We start from the raw sequence: 21,874 nt of genomic DNA on the forward strand, positions 1-21,874 counted from the left end.
TTCGGCACCCGGGGCGGTGGTGAGCGTCGAAAGAAGCGCCGGACTTGCCGTTCCTCTCGTTAGAGTGCCGGCGGGAGTGGCTGTTGTGGCGCTTTGCCCCTCTTGGGTGAGGTGTACGGGGACGAAATGTGAGCAGTGCCACGTTGTTCGTCCTCGTACGTCTGCGGACGCGCCCACTGGGTAGGCCTGCTCTCGCCCGCATCCGTCGTACGACGACAAGGAGGCCCTCGTGGCCGCACCGGCACACCCCCTGCTCCCGGCCCTGTCCAAACGCGACGCGGAACCGTCCGCCGACCCCGACTTCCTGCTGTGCGTCCTCAGCGCCGAAAGCGCCTGTGCCGAGGCGCCGCTGACCAGTGAACCGCCGCTGCCCGACGCCGAGCCCCTGACCAGCGAACCTCCGCTCGCCGACCTGACGCCTCTGACCAGCGAGCCCGCGGCCGCCGGCCCGGACCCCACGGGGTACTAGATGACGCCGGCCGACCCCGCGCCCGACGGGACGCCGTTGGCCCGGCTCGCCGCGCTGCACGGCGTCGCCACCTCCTACCGCCCCTCCCCGGACCGCACGGTCGCCGCGTCGGACACCGCCGTCACCGCCGCGCTGGCCGCACTCGGCGTGGACGCGAGCACACCGGAGGTCGTACGCAGCGCCCTCGCCGCGCGCGAGACCGAACTGCGGGAGCGGCTGCTGCCGCCGACCGTGGTCTGCTGGGGCGGACAGCCGCCCGCCGCGCTGGCCTCCCTGCCGAAGGGCACCCGGCTGCGCATCGAGACCGAACAGGGCGAGACGCGGGCCTCGGCCGAACAACTCCCACCCGGCGTCCACGCCTTACGCGTCACCGCACCCGACGGACGCACCGCCGACGCCCATCTCGTCGCCGCGCCCGCCCGGCTGCCCGCGCCGCCGGCCCGCTCCTACGGACTGCTCGTCCAGCTGTACTCCCTGCTTTCCCGCCGCTCCTGGGGCATGGGCGACCTCGGCGACCTCGCCGAGCTGACCGCCTGGGCCGGTCGGGCGCTCGGCGCGGGGTTCGTCCAGGTCAACCCTCTGCACGCGGCCGTACCGGGCGCCCCCACCGACCCGTCCCCGTACCGTCCCTCCTCCCGCCGCTTCCCGGACCCCGTGCACCTGCGTGTCGAGGAGGTGCCCGAGTTCCCGTACGTCGAGGACCAGGACCGCCTGCGCATGCTGCTGGAGCGAGCCGCCGGGGCGCGGGAATCGGTCCTCGAGAAGGGCCAGTTGATCGACCGCGATGCCGTGTGGGAGATCAAGCGCGAGGCGCTCGAACTCATCCACGCCGTCCCTCTCGGCCCCGGACGCCGTGCCGCCTACGCCGACTTCCTCGCCCAGGAGGGCGAGGTGCTGGAGGACCACGCCACCTGGTCCGCGCTCGCCGAGGTCTACGGCTCGGACTGGCACAGCTGGGCCCCCCGGCTGCGCGATCCGCGCTCGCCCGAGACCGCGCGTGCGCGCGCCGAGTTGATGGACCGCGTCGACTTCCACAGCAAGCTCGCCTGGCTGACCGACGCCCAGCTCGGCACCGTCCAGCGCACCGCGCGCGACGCGGGGATGGCCGTCGGTCTGATCCACGACCTCGCCGTCGGCGTGCACCCGGGCGGCGCCGACGCCTGGGCCCAGCAGGAGTACCTCGCGGCCGGGATGTCGGTGGGCGCGCCGCCGGACGCCTTCAACGCGCGCGGCCAGGACTGGGGCCTGCCCCCGTGGCGCCCCGACCGTCTCGCCGCCTCCGGCTACGCCCCCTACCGCCGGCTGCTTCGTGCCCTGCTGCGGCACGCGGGCGCCCTGCGCATCGACCATGTCATGGGCCTGTTCCGGCTCTGGTGGGTGCCGCAGGGACAGCCGCCCACCGAGGGCACCTACGTCCGGTACGACGCCGAGGCCATGCTCGCCGTCCTGGTCCTGGAGGCAGCGCGGGCCGGGGCCCTGGTCATCGGCGAGGACCTCGGGACGGTGGAGCCCGGAGTGCGCGAGGCGCTCCACGAGCGCGGCGTGCTCGGTACGTCCGTCCTGTGGTTCGAACGCGACTGGGAGGGCACCGGGCGACCGCTGCCGCCCGAGCGCTGGCGGGCAGACTGCCTGGCCACCGCCACCACCCATGACCTGCCACCGACCGCCGCCCGGCTCACCGGCGAACACGTGGAACTGCGCGACCGGCTCGGGCTGCTGGCGCGCCCGCTCGACCAGGAGCGGGCCGCTGCGGCCGCCGACACCGGTGAGTGGCTCGCCCTGCTCTCCCGGCTGGGGATGCTGAAGGGGGCCAGCGGAGGGGTCTCGACGGTATCGGAGGAGAGGGAGATCCAGGCCGTCCACCGCTTTCTGCTGCGCACGCCCGCCCGGCTGGTCGGGGTATGGCTCCCGGACGCGGTGGGCGACCGCCGCCCGCAGAACCTGCCGGGCACCTGGGACGAGTACCCGAACTGGCGGCTGCCGATAGCGGACGCGGAGGGCCACCCGCTGTCGCTGGAGGATCTGGCGGCCTCACCGCGGCTGTACGCGCTGGTGGACGTGATGCGGGGAAGGGGCGGCTGACCGGGACCCGGCCCGTGCCGCGTCGCCGGGCCGGTGTCGCATCCCAGGGCCCGTAGCCCACCCCGGGCGCGCGGACCGATCGGGCGTTCGCTAGTTTGGCACCGTGGACAAGAAGAACGCCCTGCGCGCCGGCGCCCTGGCCGCCGGTACGACGCTGATGATGCTGCTCATGTCGTCCCCTGCGCTCGCGCTGACCCGCGACGACGGCGACGACCCCGGCACGGGCCTGAGCGTGGCCGAGACGCTGGGGCTCTTCGTGCTGGCGCCGCTTGTGCTGTTCGGGGTGATCGCCGGTCTGGTCATGATCACGGACAAGACCCGCAAGCAGGCCAAGCAGGGCTGACGCCGCTCCCGAAGCGGTGGGCCCGGTCCGCCCGGGTCATCGCCCTGACCGAATCCTTCTCGCACTTCCGTCGAGGGAGTCCGCGCACCCGTACGACACCGTGCGGCGCGTGGACTCCCTCGACGTCTGTCACCCATGAGGTGGCGGGCCGGGGGATGCATCCGGTTCACTCGTTCGGCTGCAAACGACGTCATGCTGCCCGGGGTGATGCTTCGGCGCAGGCGGCCCTGCCCGCGGCACGGGGAGTACCTCGCCGGGCACCGGATGCCCCGGCGGGACCGGGGCGGAGCTGATCAGCTCGACGGGCCGGAGCCGACCGTACCGGCGAGCAACTGACGTAGCAGCTCGGCCAGTTGGGCCGCCTGCTGGGGATTCAGAGAGCTCAGCGCCTCGGTCTGGAGGACGAGGCCCGCGCCCACTGCCTCGTCGATCAGCCGCAACCCCCGCTCCGTGAGCGTCACCTGGAGTCCGCGCCGGTCGTGCGGATCGGGTGAGCGGCGCAGCAGTCCCGCCCGCTCGAGCTTGTCCAGGCGGCCGGTCATCCCTCCCGTGGTGAGCATCAGGGACGCCGAGAGCTGGCGCGGCGCGAGCGTGTACGGCTCGCCGGACCGGCACAGGGTCGCCAGGACGTCGAACTCGCCGCGCGAGATGCCGAACGGTGCGTACGCCTTCTCCATCCGGTCGCCCATCGTGCGCGACAGCCGGAAGATGCGCCCGAAGACCTCCATCCCGGCGGTGTCGAGATCGGGCCGCACGCCGGCCCACTGCCCGATGATCGCGTCGACGGGATCCCTGGGGGCCTCGCCCTCGCCCCCGGCCGCGCCGTTGCCCTCGCGGTTGTCCTTGGCCATGGAGAGAGTATCCGCCCCGTCTCGGTCGCTCGCAAGAAAGTAGCTTGCTTAAAAGTAGCTTAGAAGTAAGCTAATTGGAGTGAACGGGGGCTCCGTCGCGGCCCCCTGCCTGTGGAACGGAGCCCGTCATGAAGCGGTACGCCACCGTCCTGCTCACCGCCCTCGCCCCTGTCTCCTGGGGCACCACATACGCCGTGACCACCGAGTTCCTGCCGGATGGCCGCCCCTTGTTCACCGGACTCATGCGCGCGCTGCCCGCCGGGCTGGTGCTGCTCGCGCTCGGGCGGGCGCTGCCGCGCGGCGCCTGGTGGTGGAAGGCGGCGGTGCTCGGCGCGCTGAACATCGGCGCCTTCTTCCCGTTGCTGTTCCTCTCCGCCTACCGGCTGCCCGGCGGGATGGCGGCCGTGGTCGGGTCGGTCGGCCCGCTCTTCGTGGCGGGGCTCTCCGCGCTGCTGCTCGGCGAACGGCCGGCCGCTCGTACGCTGCTGGCGGGTGTGGCCGCGGCCCTCGGCGTCAGCCTCGTCGTCCTGAAGGCGGCCGGTGCCCTGGACCCGGTCGGTGTCCTCGCCGCGCTCGCGTCCACCGCGTCCATGTCCGTCGGTACCGTGCTGGCCAAGCGCTGGGGTCGCCCGGACGGTGTCGGGCCGCTGGCGCTCACCGGCTGGCAACTGACCGCGGGCGGGGTGCTGATCGCGCCGATCGCCCTGCTCGTGGAGGGGGCGCCGCCCGCGCTCGACGGGTCGGCCGTCGGCGGCTACCTCTATCTGGCGCTGGCGAACACGGCGGTCGCCTACTGGCTGTGGTTCCGGGGTATCGGGCGCCTCAGCGCCACCCAGGTCACGTTTCTCGGGCCGCTCTCCCCGCTGACGGCCGCCGTCGTCGGCTGGACGGCGCTCGGCCAGGCGCTGACTCCCGTCCAACTCTCCGGCATGGCGCTGGCGTTCGGAGCGACGGTCCTCGGTCAGCTCCGTTCGCGTGCCGCCGCCGCACCGGCAGGCCTCGTCAGGACGAGCGCGGCCACGGACGACGGCCAGCGCCAACGGCGCCTGAGTACGGCGAAGGGCGCCCGGCACAGGCCGGGCGCCCTCACCCTTCCTACCGCTGCGCGGCGGCGTCCGCGGCCTGCGCCTTGAGCGCGCGCTCGATGCCCGCCCGCGACTCCAGGATCAGACGCCGCAGTGCCGGGGACGGCTCGGCGGCGGCCAGCCACGCGTCGGTCTTGGCCGACGTGTCCTCGGAGACCTGGATCGATGGGTAGAGGCCGACCACGATCTGCTGGGCCATCTCGTGCGAGCGGGAGTCCCAGACGCCCTTGACCGACTCGAAGTACTTGTCGGTGTAGGGGGCGAGCAGCTCGCGCTGGTCGGTCTGGACGAAGCCGCCGATCACGGCCTCCTGCACGGCGTTCGGCAGCTTGTCGGACTCCACGACCGAGGCCCAGGCCTCCGCCTTGGCCTCCGGGGTCGGGCGCGCGGCGCGGGCGGTGGCGGCGTGCCGCTCACCGGCCGCCGTCTTGTCCCGCCCGAGCTCGCCGGCGATCTCCGTCTCGTCGAAGCGGCCCACCGTCGCCAGCCGCTCCACGAACGCCCAGCGCAGCTCGGTGTCGACGGCCAGACCCTCGACGGTCTGCGAACCGTCCAGGAGGCCCTCCAGCAGGTCGAGCTGCTCCGGCGTACGGGCGGTCGCCGCGAAGGCGCGCGCCCACGCCAGCTGGTGGTCGCTGCCCGGCTCGGCAGAGCGCAGATGGGCGAGGGTGGCGTCCGTCCACCGGGTCAGCAGCGCCTCGCGCGTGGACGGGTCGGCGTACAGGTCGATCGCGAGCTTCACCTGGCGGTGCAGCGACTGCACGACGCCGATGTCGGACTCCTTGCCGATGCCCGACAGCACCAGGGAGAGGTAGTCGCGGGTCGCCAGCTCCGCGTCCCGCGTCATGTCCCAGGCCGAGGCCCAGCACAGGGCACGCGGCAGCGACGACTCGAAGTCGCCGAGGTGCTCGGTGACGAACGCGAGGGACTTCTCGTCCAGTCGGACCTTCGCGTACGAGAGGTCGTCGTCGTTCAGCAGGATCACGTCCGGCCGGCGTCGTCCGGCCAGCTGCGGTACGGCGGTCAGCTCGCCGTCGACGTCCAGCTCGATCCGGCCGTCCTCGGTGCGCACCAGCTTGCCGGTGCCCTCGTCCAGGTCGTACAGGCCGATCGCGATGCGGTGCGGACGCAGGGTGGGCTCGCCCTTCGCGCCGGCCGGGAGCGCCGGGGCCTCCTGGCGGATGGCGAAGGAGGTGATGACGCCGTTCTCGTCCGTCTCGATAGCGGGACGCAGGACGTTGATACCGGCCGTCTCCAGCCACTTCTTCGACCAGGTCTTCAGATCGCGGCCGGAGGTCTCCTCCAGGGCGCCCAGCAGGTCGGTCAGGCGCGTGTTGCCGAACGCGTGCTGCTTGAAGTACGCCTGCACGCCGCGGAAGAACTCGTCCATGCCGACGTAGGCGACGAGCTGCTTGAGGACCGAGGCGCCCTTGGCATAGGTGATGCCGTCGAAGTTGACGAGGACGTCGTCCAGGTCGTTGATCTCGGCCATGATCGGGTGGGTCGACGGCAGCTGGTCCTGCCGGTACGCCCAGGTCTTCATGGAGTTGGCGAACGTGGTCCAGGAGTGCGGCCAGCGGGACGCCGGGTGGTACGCCTGGCACGCGATGGAGGTGTAGGTGGCGAACGACTCGTTCAGCCACAGGTCGTTCCACCACTCCATGGTCACGAGGTCGCCGAACCACATGTGGGCCAGCTCGTGCAGGATGGTCTCCGCCCGCACCTCGTACGCCGCGTCCGTCACCTTGGACCGGAAGACGTACTGGTCGCGGATGGTCACCGCACCGGCGTTCTCCATCGCGCCCGCGTTGAACTCGGGCACGAAGAGCTGGTCGTACTTCTCGAACGGGTACGCGTAGTCGAACTTCTCCTGGAACCAGTCGAAGCCCTGCCGGGTCACGTCGAAGATCGCGTCCGAGTCGAGGAACTCGGCGAGGGAGGGCCGGCAGTAGATGCCGAGCGGGACGGACTGCCCGTCCTTCTCGTACACGCTGTGCACCGAGTGGTACGGGCCCACGATCAGCGCCGTGATGTACGTCGAGATCCGCGGCGTCGGCTCGAAGACCCAGACGTCGTCCTTGGGCTCGGGCGTGGGCGAGTTGGAGATGACGGTCCAGCCGCTGGGCGCCTTCACGGTGAACTGGAAGGTGGCCTTGAGGTCCGGCTGCTCGAAGGAGGCGAAGACGCGGCGGGCGTCCGGGACCTCGAACTGGGTGTAGAGGTAGGCCTGTTCGTCGACCGGGTCGACGAAGCGGTGCAGGCCCTCGCCGGTGTTGGTGTACGCGCAGTCGGCGACCACGCGGAGCACGTTGCGGCCCTCGAGGAGGCCGGGGAGCGCGATCCGCGAGTCCTTGAAGACCTCGGCGGGGTCGAGCGGGTCGCCGTTCAGGGTGACCTCGTGGACGGCCGGGGCCACCAGGTCGATGAACGACTCCGCGCCGGTCTCGGCGGAGTCGAAGCGCACCGTGGTCACGGACCGGTAGGTTCCGCCCTCCTGCGCGCCGGAGAGGTCGAGATCGATCTCGTACGAGTCAACGGTGAGCAGCTTCGCCCGCTGCTGTGCCTCTTCGCGAGTCAGGTTTGTGCCAGGCACGCGGTCATCTCCTCGTTATGTGTGGGTTGCGCCATCCTTCCATGAGCAGGCCTCGGTTTGCGGTAGCCTTTACGTTCCTACCGCTGGTAGCATCAAGCGTATGAAGATCAGTGTGAGCCTGCCGCAGGAGGATGTCGCCTTCGTCGACGAGTACGCAGCGCGCACCGACGCCGAGTCCCGGTCGGCCGTGATACACACCGCGATCGAACTGCTGCGGCAAGCACAGCTGGAGCAGGAGTACGTGGAGGCTTTCGCCGAGTGGGAGGGGAGCGAGGACGCCGGGTTCTGGGACCAGTTCTCGGGGGACGGGCTCGCTGATGAAGCGCGGTGACATCTACCTGGTCGACTATGAGCCCACGCGCGGCAGCGAGGCCAACAAGGCGCGCCCGGCGGTGATCGTCTCGAACAACGGTGCCAACGCGGCCGTGGAGCGAACCGGCCGCGGCGTCGTCACGCTGGTGCCGCTGACGACGAACACCTCCCGCGTCTACCCGTTTCAGGTCCTGCTGCCGGCAGAGGAGTGCGGCCTTGCGAAGGACTCCAAGGTGCAGTGCGAGCAAGTACGCGCCCTCGCCGCGGAGAGGCTGCTGCGGCCGATCGGCACGGTTCCGCGCCGGCGCCTGGCCGAGATCGACGCCGCGCTACGGCGGCATCTGGCGCTCTGAACACGAAGACGGGGCGTCCACCGGTCACCGGTGGACGCCCCGTCTTCGTGCCGCTGGTTACTCGCTCAGCTCCGCCGCCACCAGCTCCGCGATCTGCACCGCGTTGAGCGCCGCGCCCTTGCGCAGGTTGTCGTTGGAGATGAACAGCGCCAGGCCGTTCTCCACGGTCTCATCGCGCCGGATGCGACCCACGTACGCCGGGTCCTTGCCGGCCGCCTGGAGCGGGGTCGGGATGTCGGAGAGCGCCACGCCCGGGGCACCGGCCAGCAGCTCCGTGGCGCGCTCCACCGGCAGCGGACGCGCGAAGCGGGCGTTGACCTGGAGGGAGTGCCCGGAGAAGACCGGGACGCGGACGCAGGTGCCGGAGACCTTCAGCCCGGGGATCTCCAGGATCTTGCGCGACTCGTTGCGGAGCTTCTGCTCCTCGTCGGTCTCGTTCAGGCCGTCGTCGACCAGGTTGCCCGCGAAGGGCACCACGTTGAAGGCGATCGGGCGCTTGTAGACCTGCGGCTCGGGGAAGTCGACCGCCTCGCCGTCGTGGGTCAGCTTGTCGGCGTCGGCGACCACCTTCTGGGCCTGGCCGTGCAGCTCCGCGACGCCCGCGAGGCCCGAGCCGGAGACCGCCTGGTAGGTGGCGACGACCAGCGCCTCCAGGCCGGCCTCCTCGTGCAGCGGCTTGAGCACGGGCATCGCGGCCATCGTCGTGCAGTTCGGGTTGGCGATGATGCCCTTGGGGCGGTTCACGGCCGCGTGCGGGTTCACCTCCGAGACCACGAGGGGCACGTCCGGGTCCTTGCGCCAGGCCGAGGAGTTGTCGATCACGACGGCGCCCTGCGAGGCGACCTTCTCGGCCAGCGCCCTCGAGGTCGCGCCGCCCGCGGAGAACAGCACGATGTCCAGGCCGGTGTAGTCGGCACTCGCCGCGTCCTCCACCGTCACACCGTCGAGGACCGTCCCCGCCGAACGGGCCGAGGCGAACAGGCGCAGCTCTGTGACCGGGAAGTTCCGTTCCACGAGGATCCTGCGCATGACCGTGCCGACCTGACCGGTGGCTCCGACGATTCCGACCCTCACGGCGACTCCCTCTGCGTGTCTTTACGTGTGTGCTGCTCGGCCGAGGCTTCTCCATCATGCGGCCGACCCCTGGCCGCCTGTCCAATTCTTTGCGCTGTGTGCCCGAGGAATGGGACGTGACGGCGCGGACGCCGGTTGCGGACCTCCTGCCTCCCCCCCGCTGAGCTGGAGAAATTCATCCCGCGAAGGCTCCGCGCGACAAGCTGTGCCGCCGGGTGCCTGCCCACCGCCTCCGGGCCCATACGACGGTGTGACGTACGCCTCTGCCCTCTGCCGCGGAAACCGGCCGAACGTTTCGGCCCGCTGCGGCGTCGTAGGGGAAACGCGCAAGGGGAGGGGTGGCTGTGCTGCGCAGAATGGCCCGCCGCGGGCCGGGGGCGGACCATGCGGTGGACGACCCCCTGGACGCGGCTCAGGAACGGCGGGTGCGGGCGGTGCTCGCGCTCGGCGGGGTGCCGCAGGCGGACCTGCCGGACGGGGTGCAGCAGGTCCGCCTGCGGCTGCTGGAGCGGGCCGCGAGCGGCCGGGAGGCACCGCGGGACGTCTCGGCGTGGGCGGCGGTGGTCGCCTCGAACCTGGCGATGGACTGGCACCGGGCCAAGCGCCGCCAGGAGCGGCTCGGTGAGCGGCTGGCCTCCCTGCGGCAGCCGGAGCACGCTCCGGGCGAGGACTCCCGTCTCCTCCGGCTCGCCGTGGCCCAGGGCCTGGACGAGCTGCCCGATGCCCAGCGTCAGGTCCTCGTGCTGCGCTTCTACGCCGATCTGCCCGTCCGGGGGATCGCGGAGGAGCTCGGCATTCCCGAGGGCACGGTCAAGAGCAGGCTCCACTCGGCGGTCCGCGCGCTGCGCGACCGTCTGCACGAGGACGAGGTGGTGTGACGTGGCCGCCGAGTACGACGGCGTTGACGCGCTGATGGCCGCGATCACGGGCGAGCCGCTGCCCGACGCCGCGCGGGCCGACGCCGAGTTCATGGCGGGGCACCGGGCGGCACTGGCCGATGTGGCGGTGCTGCGGGAGCAGTTGGGGATCATCGGCGACGCCCTGGCGGCGCCGCCGGGCGAGGCGTCGTCGCCGGCCGCCGTACGGGCCTCCCGGAAGGACGCCGCGCCGGACGAGGCGGGGCGAGTCACCGACCGGGACTTCCCGCACGTCCCCCGTCCGGTGCGGCGTGCGCGCCGGGGCCGTGCCCTGCGCATCGCCTTCGGCTCGCTCGCGGCCGTGGCGGCCCTGGCGGTCGTCGTCGGGCTGGGCCGGCTCCTGTCGCTCAGCGGGTCGCAGAGCGACAGCAAGGGCAGTGCCGACGTCGCCTCCAAGAGCGCGGGCGCGGCCGGCAAGACGGACGGCGACGGGCCGGTACCGTCCGATCCCGAGCGGGAAGTCGCGTGCTCCCGGCTCGTCGTGGAGGGGACGGTGGCCGAGGTGGGACCGCTCGGCGATCCCCGGATCCGGGTGGTTCTGACCGTCACGCGGTACTACCGGCCCGACCACGGCCCGGCCCGTGTCACCTTCCTCCTCGATCGCGGGGCCGAGCCGCAGCCGCGCCGGGGCCAGCATGTGCTGATCCGCATCCCGCAGGGCGCGGACGGGCCGACCCTGTGGGCCGTGGGCGGCGAGCGCGTCGCCGCGAACCGTGCCTGGATCACCGGAGCGCTGCCCGGCTCCCTGCACACCGCGTGCCCCTCCGGCCTGCCGTCCGACGGGCCTTCCTGACCTCTGCGACGACGAAGGGCGGGCGCCCGTACGGACGCCCGCCCTCACCGCCGTGCCATGTACTACGGCGTGACCTTCTCGATCTTCACGTTGCCCACGCCCGCGACGGTGCCGCGCGCGTTGACGAGCTGGACCTGGCCGAAGAACTCCCGGCCCTCGGGAGCGGCCGCGGCCGCCGTGACCGAGCCGGACACCATCGCGGTGTCACCCGTGCCGAGCTTCACCGGCGCCGACTCGTCGACCGTCACCTGGCCGAGCGAGGGGGAGTAGAACACGTCGCGGTAGTCGTACGCCGTCGAGCCGGACGGGACCGAGTAGCCCGCGACCTCGATGGTGTAGGTGCCGGCGGCGGGCGAGGCGATGTGCACCGACTCCTCGGAGTCGCCGTCGGCGGACTGGGCGACCTGCTGGCCGCTCGCGTCGTAGACCGTCAGGTCGAGGTCGGCGGCCGTGTCGGAGACATTGCCGATGGCCACGTCCAGCGACGTGGCGCCTGCGGGCACCTCGACGGTGCTGGTCTGGGTCTCGCCGCCCTTGATGGTCGGCCGTGCCGTCTTCGAGGAGCCGAGCGGGCCGCCCTTGAGCTTGCCGTCGAGGGCCGCGTAGCCGTTCGTCACCTTCCAGGAGGCGGTGGCCGGGGTGCCGACCTTGGCCTCGGGCACGGTCACGGTCTCCGGGTCGAAGGTCGCGCCGAGGACGCTGACGTCGAGCTTGTACGGGTTGTCGAGCAGCGGGGACGTCCGGCGCGCCTCGACCTCGATCTCCCAGACACCGGCCTGCGGGTCCGCGTACGAGCGCACGTCGGGCTTGCAGCCGTTGCCGTCGAGGTAGTTGTTGTAGCAGAACGGGGTCGAGGTGTTGTCGACCGGAACGCCGTACGGGTGGATCGCGATGAACCGGGTCTGGCTCTTGTCCTTCAGCCCGCCGATCGCGACCTCCAGCGACTTCGCGCCTTCGGGCACGGTCACGAAGTAGGACCGGGTGCTGTTGCGCTGCACCGAACTCTTGGCCGAGTAGGTGTACTTGACCGGGGTCGAGACCACGACCGTGGTGAGGATCTGCTTGTCGACGCCCACGGTGCTCGGGTCGTCGACCTCCAGGATCGCGCTCTTGATGCCCGCGGCCGTCGGCGACGCCTGGACCTGGACGGTCACCGGCTGGTTCAGCGGCAGCTTCACCTCGTCGGAGCCGAGCAGGCGGAAGGTGCGGTCGTAGTTGTTCGCGAAGTGCAGCTCGTGGCGGAGCGCCTTGTCCGGGCCGGACGTACGCGTGATCGTGATGTCGTACGTCTTCTTGTCACCGGCCTTGAGGCCGCCCTCGCGGTCGTACAGGCCGGTGCCGAAGCCCGGGGTCTTCAGCGCGAAGTCGATCGCGGTGTCGACCGGGGCCTTCACCATGTAGTCGTGCGAGGTGGCGTCGTCGCGGATCGCGTCCCAGGCGTCGACGATGTTGATCCTGCCCGCGCCTTCCTCGTACGCCTGAGCACCCGGGATGTGGTCGGCCGTCGAGGTGAGGGCCGTGCGCAGCTTCGCGGGCGTCAGGTCGATGCCCTTCTGCTTGGCGGCCGACAGGAGCAGCGCCGAGGCGCCCGTGGCCTGCGGGGAGGCCATCGAGGTGCCCTGGAGCATGGAGTAGCCGGCCGGCAGCGAGTAGCCCGCCTCGGCGACCGGGGAGCCCGGCAGCCAGGTCTGGGTGGAGTTGATCGCGGCACCGGGCGCGACGAGCGTCGGCGTGAAGCCGCCGTCCTCACGCGGACCGCGCGAGGAGAAGGGCATCAGCGAGTAATCCGTGTCCACCTGGGAGCCGTAGTTGGCGGCCCAGGTCTCCTTGGAGATACCCGCGCCGACCGAGATCACCTTGTCCGCGAGGCCGGGGTCGCCGATGGTGTTGGCGCCGGGGCCGGAGTTGCCCGCGGAGATCACCAGCTGGACGCCGTAGGTGTCGATGAGGCGCGTGTAGAGCTCGGCGCGCGCGTTGTTGCCGTCGTTGAGCGCCGGGAGGCCGCCGATCGACATGTTGACGATGTCGACGCCGCGGTTGACGACGAGGTCGATCATGCCCTCGGTGAGCGCGATGTTGGTGCAGCCGCCGGTCCAGGTGCAGGCGCGGGAGGAGACGATCTTCGCGCCCGGGGCCGCACCGCTCATCTTGCCGCCGAACAGGCCGTTCGCGGCGGTGATGCCCGCGACGTGCGTGCCGTGCTCGGACTCGATGACGCCGATGTTGACGAAGTCGGCCTTCTGGCCGACCCAGGGCCCGCCGTAGGGGTCCATCGGCACGTCCTTGCGGATCTGCACGACGAAGGGCTGCCGCTCGACGACGTCGGTCGCCGGGTTGTCGGTGCCGAAGTAGCCGACCTGGTAGCCGTCCTTGTACGGCTTCATCGGCGTGTCGTCGGTGAAGTCGCCGTTGTTGTTCAGGTCGACGCGGACCGTGCCGGCCGCCGGGTCGTAGAGCAGGCCCCAGGAGTCGGTGGTGTCGCCGTCGCGGTTCGCGTCGCCGGCGGCGTCGCCGCCCGCGGTGGCGGACTCCCGAAAGATGCTGACGTCGTACGAGCCCGCCGGCGCCGTCCAGGTCTTGCCGCCGTAGGTGAAGGTAGGCCCGGAGACCGGGGTGACCATCGGACGCCAGGTGGTGTCGCCGTCGAGGATCGGGTCGGTTGAGGTGACCCAGTCGACGATCTTCCGCTCGCCCGTGGTGGTCTTCTGCAGCGCCGGGTGACCGAGGTCCACGCCCGAGTCGAGGATGCCGATGGTGATGCCCCGGCCGTCGGCCTTCGGGTGCTCCTTGACGAAGTCGACGGCACCCGTCTCGAAGGACGGGTTGTACGGGTTCTTGGCGGGCGTGTTCTTGTTCGGGCCGGTGTAGGTGACCGTGCCGCTGTTCGCCGCTCCCTTGGCGGTGTCCGCGCTCGGCGACGGGTCGTCGAGCGGGATCTCCTGCCGCAGGTCGATGGCGTGCACCGAGGGCAGCTTCGCGGCGGCCGCGATGGCCGAGTCGGCCTTGGCCGTCGGGACGGTGGCGCGGACGTAGCCGAGCTTGTCGTAGGCGCGGCCGACGGAGCCGCCCTTGACCGCGTTCAGCTCCCCGGCGACCTGCTCGGTCTGCCCCGGTGCGGTCGCGATCATCATCGTGACGTTCTTCGCGCCGTCCGCCTTGGCGTCGGCGAGGAGTTCCGCGTCGTCCGGACCGAGCTTGGCGGCGGCGGACTTGACCGTCGGGTCGGCGGAGGCGGGCTGATGGTCGGCAGAGAAGGCCATGGGTATCGGCCCGGCCGCGGAGAGCGCGGCCACGAGACCCGTGGCGACGGCTATCCGGAGCACGCGTCTCGCGCCGGATATCGGGGCGCGGTGAGGCTCAGTCATCGGCATCCCTTGTAGGTAAAGGAACGAGGGTGGTGCGGCCGGAACCTGAAGGTGGCGCGGTTCAGACCGCAGTCGTCCGGATTTCGGGTCCGGAAGACCGCTCAGCTTTACCCAAGGGATGGTTGTTTGGGGAGGCTTGACCGTGGCGGGATGGAGTCATGGCGTGATCCCGCCATACGCCATCGGGGACTTAGTCGCCCAGGACGGGACATTCCTGTGAGTGGACTGTGTGTCTACACGAGTAAGTCGCGGGTCTCATCCCTCGCGTGTGCGCGCGTAGTGACGGGACGCCTTCGCGCGGTTGCCGCATGCCGCCATGGAGCACCAGCGGCGGGTGCCGTTCCGTGACGTGTCGAAGAAATGCAGGATGCAGGCGTCGTGCGCGCAGCCGCGGATCCGGTCCGGGGCGGCGGTCAGCAGTTCCAGGTAGTTGCGGGCGGCGAGCCAGGCGGGACCCCAGTCCGGGTCGTCGAACTCGGCGCGCTCGCCGGGCCCCTGGGGGTCCAGGGTGGGCCGGATGCGCCCGTGCTCGAGCACGGCGTTGACGAGGGCCGCCCCTTCTTCCGGCGGGCCGTCCACCGCTGCCTTCAGGGCGTCACGCGCCCGGAGCGTGTTGCGCAGGGCCGCGTCCCCGGCGGTGAATCCGTCGAGCCCGTGGGCGGCGAGCCATACCGCGAGGCCGTCGGTGTCGGTGAGCAGGTCCTGGACGGCGCCCTCGTCCATCCATCGGGTGTTCAGGAGGTCGAGCGCGAGCGGCTCGCCGGTGAGCGGGCGCGGATCACGGGTGGCGGGCATCGGCTGCTCCTCGACTGCTGACCTGTACTAACCGCTCAAGGGTACGTGACCGGTTGACGTTGCCCCATTCTAACCTCTAACGTCGTCTTCAGCGGTTACCCTCTCTGGGCTGCCATGGACCGAGGAGACCCCCCATGTCACTGCGCACCGGCCACATCGGCCTCAACGTCACCGACCTCGATCGCTCGCTCGCCTTCTATCGGGACGTCCTCGGCTTTCAGGTGCTCGCCGAGGGCAAGGAGGACGGCCGGAGGTACGCGTTCCTGGGCGAAGGACCGAGCCCGGTGGTCACGCTCTGGCAGCAGGCGCAGGGTGCGTACGACCCGGGCCACGCCGGACTGCACCATCTCGCGCTGGAGGTGGACACGGTCGAGCAGGTCAGGGAGTACGAGACGGCCCTGCGCGGATACGGCGTCGAGTTCGCCTACGAGGGCGTGGTCGCCCACCGTGAGGGCTCCGCGTCCGGCGGCATCTTCTTCCACGACCCGGACGGAACGCGGCTGGAGATCAGCGTGCCCCGTGGTGCCGAAGGCGCCCCCGCGCCGGATGCGTCGGCCCCGACCTGCGGTTTCTTCTAGGAGTGGGGATGTATCACGAAGGCTCGCGCGCACTGCAGGACCGGCTCGGCGTCCGCGATCAGGCGGACCATGTGGGCCGGGCCGTCGGCGACAGCCTGAAGCCGGTGGCCGCGGCCTTCCTGGCGCTCCAGCCGATGCTGGTGATCGGCGCGGCCGACCCGGTCGGGGGCGCGGTGTGGGCGTCGCCGCTGACCGGAGAGCCGGGTTTCGTCCGGGCCACGAGCCCGCGGCGGATCTCGGTCGCGGGCGGAGTCGCGTCGGCCGATCCGCTGGCGCGGGCGCTGACGGTGGACGGCCTTCACGTCGGCACGATCGCCCTCGACCCGCGCACCCGCCGCCGTATGCGCCTCAACGGCCGGTCCCGTCCGGCCCCGGGCGGCCTGGCGATCGAGGCGGACCAGGTGTTCTCCAACTGCCCCCGGTACCTCCAGAAGAGGGAGTCGTACGAGTGGGTGGGGGACCGGCGGCCGCAGGAGCCGTGCCGCAGCAGTGGACTGACCCTCGCGCAGCGGGAGTTCATCAGCCGGTCTGACACGTTCTTTCTCGCCACCGTCCACGATCGCGGAGCCGATGTGAGCCACCGGGGCGGCAACCCCGGCTTCGTACAGGCCGCTTCACCCCGCGAACTGAGCTGGCGCGACTACCCGGGCAACTCCATGTTCCTCACCCTTGGCAACCTGGCGGCCGACCCCAGGGCGGGGTTGCTGTTCCTCGACTGGACGACGGGGACGGCACTCCAGCTCTCGGGCGCGGCACGGACGGAGTTCGGCGCCGACGGCGAACGAAGTGTCCGTTTCGCCGTGTCGGAGGCCGTCCAGACGCGGGGCGCCGTGCCACTTCGCTGGTCCCGTCCCGCATACTCCCCTGCCAATCCGGGCCCGGCGCGCTAACGTCCCTGGGTGCGCAAGAAGCTGAGAGTGGCGGCCTACGCCATCTGCGTTCGCGACAGCCGGCTCCTGCTGGCCCGGATGCCGGGCCCCGGCGGCACGTCCGAGTGGACCCTGCCCGGCGGCGGCATGGAACACGGCGAGGACCCCTACGACACGACCCTGCGAGAGGTGGAGGAGGAGACCGGCTACCGCGTAGAGCTCACCGGGCTGCTCGGGGTGGATTCGATCCGCCGCAGCCTGCGCGGGCGTTTCGGCCGTACCGTCGACCACCACGCCGTACGGCTCGTCTACGAGGGCAGTGTCATCAGCGGCGAACTCCGCAGCGAGGTCGGCGGCTCCACGGATCTGGCCGCCTGGCATGATCTCGCCGCCGTCACCGGACTGCGGCGGCTCGGGCTCGTGGACACGGGGCTCGAGCTGTGGCGCCAACGGCCCGTGGCGGGCCGGCCTCCACTCACCGGTGACGGCTTCGGATACCCCGGGAAATGAACGCTGAGTGACCGTCTCCCGGCCGTCCGGGGAGGTGTCGTGGACGCGCAAGGTGGTCCAAGATCCACGTTCGGCGATCGGCGCTGTGCGTTGCCGCCTCGTTAACATCCAGGTCATTCCTGGTGCCAACGATCCAGAGTGAGCGGGAGTTCGCAACAGCGATCGTCCTGCGGTCACTGCTGTCGCGTTCGCACTCGGGGAGACCGCGCCATGTCGCGCATACGCTCTGTCGCCACGGCGGCTGCACTCCATCGTCGCACCCTGCTCGCCGCCGCCGGAGCGGCGTCCCTCACCGCGGGCTTCGGACTCGCGTTGCGACCGGGGGAGGGCCACGCCGTCGGCGCCTCGGCCCGCACCGGGGTGGGGCAGGCCCCCGTCGCCGACCCCCTCGCCCAGTCCCGAACGCTCTCGACCGGGGAGACCGCCATGGCGCGTGCCGTGTCTTCCGCCCCATACACGACGGGCACCACGCTGGCCGGAGTGGCCGCGCCGCGCACCGCCTCCGGATACCGCCGGCTGGGCGACGGCCCCGGCTGGAAGCGTGTCGTGCGCAGCGAGCTGGCCGCGCCCAAGGCGGGCCGCGACGGACGCCGTACCACCCTTGCGGCGTTCGTGCAGTTCACCGACCTGCACCTGATCGACAGCCAGCACCCGCTGCGCCTTGAGTACCTGCGCTCCACCGACCAGCACGCCTGGCGGCCCCACGAGGCGCTGACCGTGCAGGGCGCGATCTCGCTGGTCGAGCGGGTCAACTCGCTGCACGGCGCCCCCGTGACCGGCGCTCCTCTCCGCTTCGTCATGACCACCGGCGACAACACGGACAACAACGCCAAGTCCGAACTCGAGTGGTTCATGAAGATCATGAGCGGTGGCCGCTTCACGCCCGACTCCGGTGACCCGCGGCACTACGAGGGCGTCCAGAACAGTGGTCTCAAGCTGTACTGGCAGCCCGACACGACCGTCCGCGACGACGACAAGCAGCTCGGCTTCCCGCACATCCAGGGCTTCCTGGCCGCTGCGATCCGCGAGGTGCGCAGCCCCGGCCTCAACCTGCCCTGGTACTCCACGGTCGGCAACCACGACGCCCTGCCGCTCGGCTGCTACGCGCACGGCGACCCCTACCTCGCCGAGTACGCCATCGGCGGCAAGAAGCTGATGAGCCTGTCCGCGGCGGAGTCGACGAAGCTCCAGGACGCCATCAAGAACGCCAAGGACCCCAGGGGCGTCCAGTTCCGTGACCTGCTGAAGGCGCACACGCGCGACATGCGCTCGGTCACCCCGGACGAGAAGCGGGCTCCGTACACCCCCGCCGAATACCTCAAGGCCCACCTCGACCCGGCCTACACCGGTCTCGGCCCGGTCGGCCACGGCTACTCCACGGCGAACGTCGACGCCGGCACCCAGTACTACTCCTTCCGGATCTCCGACGACGTCATCGGCATCAGCCTCGACACCACCGACGCGGGCGGCCACTACGAAGGCTCCATCGGTACGGCCCAGTTGAAGTGGCTGGACAAGACCCTGCGCGACCACAAGAACTCGTACGCCGTCGTCTTCAGCCACCACACCAGCAAGACGATGGACAACACCCGCCCCGATCCAGCCCACCCCGGCGAACGGCGCCACAGCGGCAGCGAGGTGATCGCCCTGCTCGGCAGCCACCCGAACGTGCTGGCCTGGGTCAACGGCCATATCCACAAGAACGTGATCACCCCGCACTCGGCGCCCGACGGCCGCTCCTTCTGGGAGATCTCCACCGCCTCGCACGTCGACCACCCCCAGCTCGCCCGCGTCATCGAGCTGGTGGACAACAAGGACGGCACGCTCTCGGTCTTCACTACGCTCATCGAGTCAGCGGCACCGCACCGCACGGACTTCGGCGACCTCACCCAGACGGGTCTGGCCGCGCTCTACCGGGAGCTGGCCTTCAACGCCCCCGGCGCGAACATGACCCTCGCGGGCGGCGCGGTCGACCGCAACACGGAACTGGTCCTGAAGAAGGGCTGAAACGCGGTCAACTGCCTTTCGCAGCGGCAACCCTGCCTTCCCCGACGCGGTCCCTCTCGCCGACAAAGGCCATCGACGGCAAGGGGGAAGACATGTCCGTACGTACGGGACTGACGGGAGCGGCGGTGGTGGCGGCCGTCACGGCGGCGGCCCTCACCGCCCCGGCGTCCGCCGCCTCGTGGGCGGCCGGCCACAGCGCGACCCGGCAGGCGATGGACGCCGCCGTCAAGACCGGCGTCCCCGGCGTGACCGCCACGGCCAGGGACGGACACGGCACATGGAAGGCGACCTCGGGCATCGGCGACCTGCGGAGCGGCAAGCTGCGCTCGACGCAGGACCGCTACCGCGTGGGCAGCACATCACCAAGACGTTCGTGTCGACCGTGCTGCTCCAACTCGAGGCGGAGGGACGGCTGTCCCTCGACGACAGGGTGGACAAGTGGCTGCCCGGTGCGGTCCGCGGCCACGGCCACGACGGCCGCCGGATCACCGTCCGGCAGCTCCTGAACCACACGAGCGGCGTCTACGACTACACGGCCGACGACAGCTTCGTCCGGACGTACTTCCTCAAGGCCGGCTTCTTCCGGCACCGCTACGACACACTCGCGCCGCAGGACCTGGTCCGCATCGCGATGTCCCACAAGCCGGAGTTCACCCCGGGGACCTCCTGGAGCTACTCCAACACGAACTACGTCCTGGCCGGAATGGTGATCGAAAGGGTCACGGGACACTCGTACGCCAGGGAGATCCACGACCGCGTCATCGCCCCGCTCGGCCTGCGCGCCACCGCGCTTCCCGGCACGCGCACCACGGTTCCGCAGCCGAGCAGCCGCGCCTACGGCAAGCTCGCGGAGGCGACGACCGGCCCGACGTACGACGGCACGGCCCTCAATCCCTCCATGGCGTCCTCGGCGGGCGGGATGATCTCGGATTCCGCGGACCTGATCCGCTTCTACTCGGCCCTGCTGACGGGCAGGCTGCTGCCGCCCGAGCAGCTGAAGGAGATGAAGACGACCACCACGGCCAAGGGCCACCCGGACGCGAGCTACGGCCTCGGCCTGATCGACCGGAAACTGAGCTGTGGTGTCCATGTCTGGGGACATGACGGCGGCATCCACGGCTCGACGTCCTCGGCGGTCACCACGGCGGACGGACGTCACTCCCTCGCCTTCGACTTCAACGGCGACTGGTCGGGGGACGCCGACGCGGTGATCGAGGCGGAGTTCTGCGGCCACTGAGCCGCCCCGCGGCGGGAGGTGGCGTTCCACCGGGATCGCCGCCCTCCCTCCGGGTCGTGACCGGGGGCGGCCGTCGGGATGTGTCTCGGGGAGGGTGTAATGTCCTGCCTCGGGCACCTTGATCGGGTCGGTCGTCCGCCCATGGCCATCCCGCGGAGCCGGGACCACCGTATTCAAGACCATCGAATTACGGTGTAAACGCATCCGCCCCGGACATGAGACACGCAGTTCATCTGCCTGAAACATCTATGCCGCCTCATATCGGACAACCCGCTGTTCACGGGGATGGTTCGATATTTGTGCAAGGCGGGTGGTCGCGTGCGCTTGAGGCACGGTCTGCACGTGCTCTCTGTCTACGAGGGCTTCTTCTCCGGGGGTGCCCGGATCCTCCACACCGACGTCGTCCTGGGACTCCAGGAAGGCGGCCAGCACCACCGTGTGCTCAGCCTCCACGGGGAGGTGCTCCGTGAGGCCACCCGGCAGCCCATGGAGGACGATGCCTGCTACCGGTCGCTGACCGCGGCCGACGTCGAGGTCACGTCCCTGGGCCGCACCTTCGGCCTGCCCGGGGGTGTCACCGCCGATCCGGCCCAGTTCACGGGGCCGGAGCTGGCGACGACGGCCAGGGCGATGGCGGATGCCGACGTCATCCTGTCGCTCAAGGAGCAGCCGCTCGCCCTGCTCAACCAGGGAGGCCTGCCCCGACGGCCGGTGGTGGTCAGCCTGCACCGCTCCGACCCGGAGAACCAGGGCGCGGCGCTCGACGAGCTGAAGGCCGCCATCGCCGACGGCACCGTGGTGGCCTGCGTCTGCTGCGCCGAGTCCACCCGGGCCGCCTACGAGGCCGCCGGGATCCCGGCCGAGGTGCTGCACGTCATCCCCAACGGCGTCGACCTGCTGCGCTTCCGGCCGGACCCGGCCCGGCGGATCCAGCTGCGGGACGCGCTCGGCATCCCGGACGCGGCGCCGGTCGTCGTCTTCGCGGCCCGATACGACGCCATGAAGAACGTTCCGCTGTTCCTGCGTGCCGCGCGTGCCTGGCTGCGCAGCGAGCCCGACGGGCACGTGCTGATGTGCGGGGCCGGTATGACCGCGGGCCAGCCCGGGCTGCAGGACGACATCGAAGCGGCCTTCGGGGAGGACCTGCGGCTCGCCGACCGGCTCCACCGGCTCGGCGTCCGCCGCGACATGGAGACCGTCTACGCGGCCTCCGACGTGGTGGCACTGACCTCCGCCTGGGGCGAGGCGGCGCCGCTGTGCCTGATCGAGGGCATGATGTGCGGTGCGGTGCCCGTCGCCACCGACGTGGGGGACAGCGCGCTGATCGTGGCTGGGCACGGCTTCGTCACCCCGCCCGACCCGGATGCGATCGCACAGGCCTGGACCGACGCCGCGGCCGCCCGCCCGGCTCTCGCGCCCGTCCTCGAACACAGCCGTGAGCGGTTCAGCCGCACCCGCATGATCGCCTCATACGCGGCGCTGATCGACCAGCTGCACACGGAGTGGGTCCGGCAGGCACTGCCGGAGCCACCCCTGCCGGAGACGCTCTGACCGGCACGGTGCACGAGCCGCCGGGTACCCGGGCCGGGACATGCCTAACGCCTCGGGGGCGGGCTCGCCCCGCCCCTCGCAGCCCGGGAC

Annotated in this window: 18 protein-coding genes and 1 pseudogene; 14 read left to right on the forward strand and 5 right to left on the reverse strand. The window is 71.2% G+C overall.

Going from position 1 to position 21,874, the window contains the following annotated elements:
* Positions 1-229: 229 nt before the first annotated feature.
* From ACWDA7_RS20050 to ACWDA7_RS20060, 3 genes are all read left to right on the forward strand, one after another.
* Positions 230-469: a hypothetical protein gene (locus ACWDA7_RS20050; RefSeq protein ID WP_359400702.1), complete on the forward strand. Its 240-nt coding sequence runs from the start codon at positions 230-232 to the stop codon at positions 467-469.
* Entirely contained in the window at positions 470-2,551 is a 2,082-nt protein-coding gene (malQ, locus tag ACWDA7_RS20055) for a 4-alpha-glucanotransferase (protein WP_450605600.1), read from the forward strand. It begins immediately after the preceding gene.
* A gap of 103 nt (positions 2,552-2,654) precedes the next feature.
* Positions 2,655-2,894 carry a hypothetical protein gene (locus ACWDA7_RS20060; RefSeq protein ID WP_359400708.1) on the forward strand — a complete coding sequence of 80 codons (240 nt, stop codon included), beginning with the start codon at positions 2,655-2,657 and terminating at the stop codon, positions 2,892-2,894.
* A gap of 293 nt (positions 2,895-3,187) precedes the next feature.
* On the opposite strand, the gene ACWDA7_RS20065 is transcribed toward ACWDA7_RS20060, so the two are convergent.
* Positions 3,188-3,745 (reverse strand): MarR family winged helix-turn-helix transcriptional regulator, encoded by a 558-nt coding sequence (locus tag ACWDA7_RS20065; RefSeq protein ID WP_450605601.1) that lies wholly within the window; start codon positions 3,743-3,745, stop codon positions 3,188-3,190.
* A 128-nt stretch (positions 3,746-3,873) separates the two neighbouring features.
* Between ACWDA7_RS20065 and ACWDA7_RS20070 the strand changes: the two genes are divergently transcribed.
* On the forward strand, positions 3,874-4,878 hold the full coding sequence (locus tag ACWDA7_RS20070) for an EamA family transporter (protein ID WP_450605602.1): 1,005 nt from the start codon (positions 3,874-3,876) through the stop codon (positions 4,876-4,878).
* Here the strand turns inward: ACWDA7_RS20070 and pepN are convergent.
* Positions 4,841-7,423, reverse strand: coding sequence for an aminopeptidase N (pepN, locus tag ACWDA7_RS20075; RefSeq protein WP_450605603.1), 2,583 nt, complete (start codon positions 7,421-7,423; stop codon positions 4,841-4,843). The two genes, ACWDA7_RS20070 and pepN, sit on opposite strands and share 38 nt — an antisense overlap.
* Before the next feature lie 100 nt (positions 7,424-7,523).
* Here pepN and ACWDA7_RS20080 point away from each other — a divergent pair, with 100 nt between their 5' ends.
* The gene (locus ACWDA7_RS20080; RefSeq protein ID WP_450605604.1) at positions 7,524-7,754 is read left to right on the forward strand and encodes a ribbon-helix-helix domain-containing protein; all 231 of its coding nucleotides are present in this window, start codon (positions 7,524-7,526) and stop codon (positions 7,752-7,754) included.
* Positions 7,741-8,088 carry a type II toxin-antitoxin system PemK/MazF family toxin gene (locus ACWDA7_RS20085; RefSeq protein WP_450605605.1) on the forward strand — a complete coding sequence of 116 codons (348 nt, stop codon included), beginning with the start codon at positions 7,741-7,743 and terminating at the stop codon, positions 8,086-8,088. The genes ACWDA7_RS20080 and ACWDA7_RS20085 overlap by 14 nt, the downstream gene beginning before the upstream one ends.
* Positions 8,089-8,145: 57 nt before the next feature.
* On the opposite strand, the gene ACWDA7_RS20090 is transcribed toward ACWDA7_RS20085, so the two are convergent.
* Positions 8,146-9,162 (reverse strand): aspartate-semialdehyde dehydrogenase, encoded by a 1,017-nt coding sequence (locus tag ACWDA7_RS20090; protein WP_432927771.1) that lies wholly within the window; start codon positions 9,160-9,162, stop codon positions 8,146-8,148.
* A gap of 338 nt (positions 9,163-9,500) precedes the next feature.
* Between ACWDA7_RS20090 and ACWDA7_RS20095 the strand changes: the two genes are divergently transcribed.
* Both ACWDA7_RS20095 and ACWDA7_RS20100 read left to right on the forward strand, forming a co-directional pair.
* Positions 9,501-10,040: a sigma-70 family RNA polymerase sigma factor gene (locus ACWDA7_RS20095; RefSeq protein ID WP_450605606.1), complete on the forward strand. Its 540-nt coding sequence runs from the start codon at positions 9,501-9,503 to the stop codon at positions 10,038-10,040.
* A gap of 1 nt (position 10,041) precedes the next feature.
* Positions 10,042-10,872 carry a hypothetical protein gene (locus ACWDA7_RS20100; RefSeq protein WP_450605607.1) on the forward strand — a complete coding sequence of 277 codons (831 nt, stop codon included), beginning with the start codon at positions 10,042-10,044 and terminating at the stop codon, positions 10,870-10,872.
* A gap of 62 nt (positions 10,873-10,934) precedes the next feature.
* Here the strand turns inward: ACWDA7_RS20100 and ACWDA7_RS20105 are convergent, their stop codons facing one another.
* Entirely contained in the window at positions 10,935-14,237 is a 3,303-nt protein-coding gene (locus ACWDA7_RS20105) for a S8 family serine peptidase (RefSeq protein ID WP_450605608.1), read from the reverse strand.
* Between the two features lie 255 nt (positions 14,238-14,492).
* Complete coding sequence (locus ACWDA7_RS20110) at positions 14,493-15,032, reverse strand: CGNR zinc finger domain-containing protein (RefSeq protein WP_450605609.1); 540 nt, start codon at positions 15,030-15,032, stop codon at positions 14,493-14,495.
* 134 nt (positions 15,033-15,166) lie between these two features.
* Between ACWDA7_RS20110 and ACWDA7_RS20115 the strand changes: the two genes are divergently transcribed.
* The 6 genes and pseudogenes from ACWDA7_RS20115 to ACWDA7_RS20140 all read left to right on the forward strand — a co-directional run bounded on the left by ACWDA7_RS20115 (position 15,167) and on the right by ACWDA7_RS20140 (position 21,784).
* Positions 15,167-15,610, forward strand: coding sequence for a VOC family protein (locus ACWDA7_RS20115; protein WP_450605610.1), 444 nt, complete (start codon positions 15,167-15,169; stop codon positions 15,608-15,610).
* Positions 15,611-15,612: 2 nt separating this feature from the next.
* Positions 15,613-16,500, forward strand: a complete 888-nt coding sequence (locus ACWDA7_RS20120; protein ID WP_450605611.1) for a pyridoxamine 5'-phosphate oxidase family protein — start codon at positions 15,613-15,615, stop codon at positions 16,498-16,500.
* A gap of 9 nt (positions 16,501-16,509) precedes the next feature.
* Positions 16,510-16,989: an NUDIX hydrolase gene (locus tag ACWDA7_RS20125; RefSeq protein WP_450605612.1), complete on the forward strand. Its 480-nt coding sequence runs from the start codon at positions 16,510-16,512 to the stop codon at positions 16,987-16,989.
* A gap of 210 nt (positions 16,990-17,199) precedes the next feature.
* Complete coding sequence (locus ACWDA7_RS20130) at positions 17,200-18,996, forward strand: TIGR03767 family metallophosphoesterase (RefSeq protein ID WP_450605613.1); 1,797 nt, start codon at positions 17,200-17,202, stop codon at positions 18,994-18,996.
* 92 nt (positions 18,997-19,088) lie between these two features.
* Positions 19,089-20,233, forward strand: a pseudogene (locus ACWDA7_RS20135) (serine hydrolase domain-containing protein).
* A gap of 342 nt (positions 20,234-20,575) precedes the next feature.
* Positions 20,576-21,784 carry a glycosyltransferase gene (locus tag ACWDA7_RS20140; protein WP_450605614.1) on the forward strand — a complete coding sequence of 403 codons (1,209 nt, stop codon included), beginning with the start codon at positions 20,576-20,578 and terminating at the stop codon, positions 21,782-21,784.
* Positions 21,785-21,874: the final 90 nt, after the last annotated feature.

The sequence above is a fragment of the Streptomyces sp. NPDC001156 genome (assembly GCF_053598275.1).

What these genes read in the sequence shown, in the direction of transcription:
- ACWDA7_RS20085 (WP_450605605.1), top strand. Translation starts at nt 7,741, where the DNA reads ATGAAGCGCGGTGACATCTACCTGGTCGACTATGAGCCCACGCGCGGC.
- ACWDA7_RS20105 (WP_450605608.1), bottom strand. Translation starts at nt 14,237, where the DNA reads ATGACTGAGCCTCACCGCGCCCCGATATCCGGCGCGAGACGCGTGCTC.
- ACWDA7_RS20065 (WP_450605601.1), bottom strand. Translation starts at nt 3,745, where the DNA reads ATGGCCAAGGACAACCGCGAGGGCAACGGCGCGGCCGGGGGCGAGGGC.
- ACWDA7_RS20115 (WP_450605610.1), top strand. Translation starts at nt 15,167, where the DNA reads ATGTCACTGCGCACCGGCCACATCGGCCTCAACGTCACCGACCTCGAT.
- ACWDA7_RS20130 (WP_450605613.1), top strand. Translation starts at nt 17,200, where the DNA reads ATGTCGCGCATACGCTCTGTCGCCACGGCGGCTGCACTCCATCGTCGC.
- ACWDA7_RS20080 (WP_450605604.1), top strand. Translation starts at nt 7,524, where the DNA reads ATGAAGATCAGTGTGAGCCTGCCGCAGGAGGATGTCGCCTTCGTCGAC.
- ACWDA7_RS20110 (WP_450605609.1), bottom strand. Translation starts at nt 15,032, where the DNA reads ATGCCCGCCACCCGTGATCCGCGCCCGCTCACCGGCGAGCCGCTCGCG.
- ACWDA7_RS20070 (WP_450605602.1), top strand. Translation starts at nt 3,874, where the DNA reads ATGAAGCGGTACGCCACCGTCCTGCTCACCGCCCTCGCCCCTGTCTCC.
- malQ (WP_450605600.1), top strand. Translation starts at nt 470, where the DNA reads ATGACGCCGGCCGACCCCGCGCCCGACGGGACGCCGTTGGCCCGGCTC.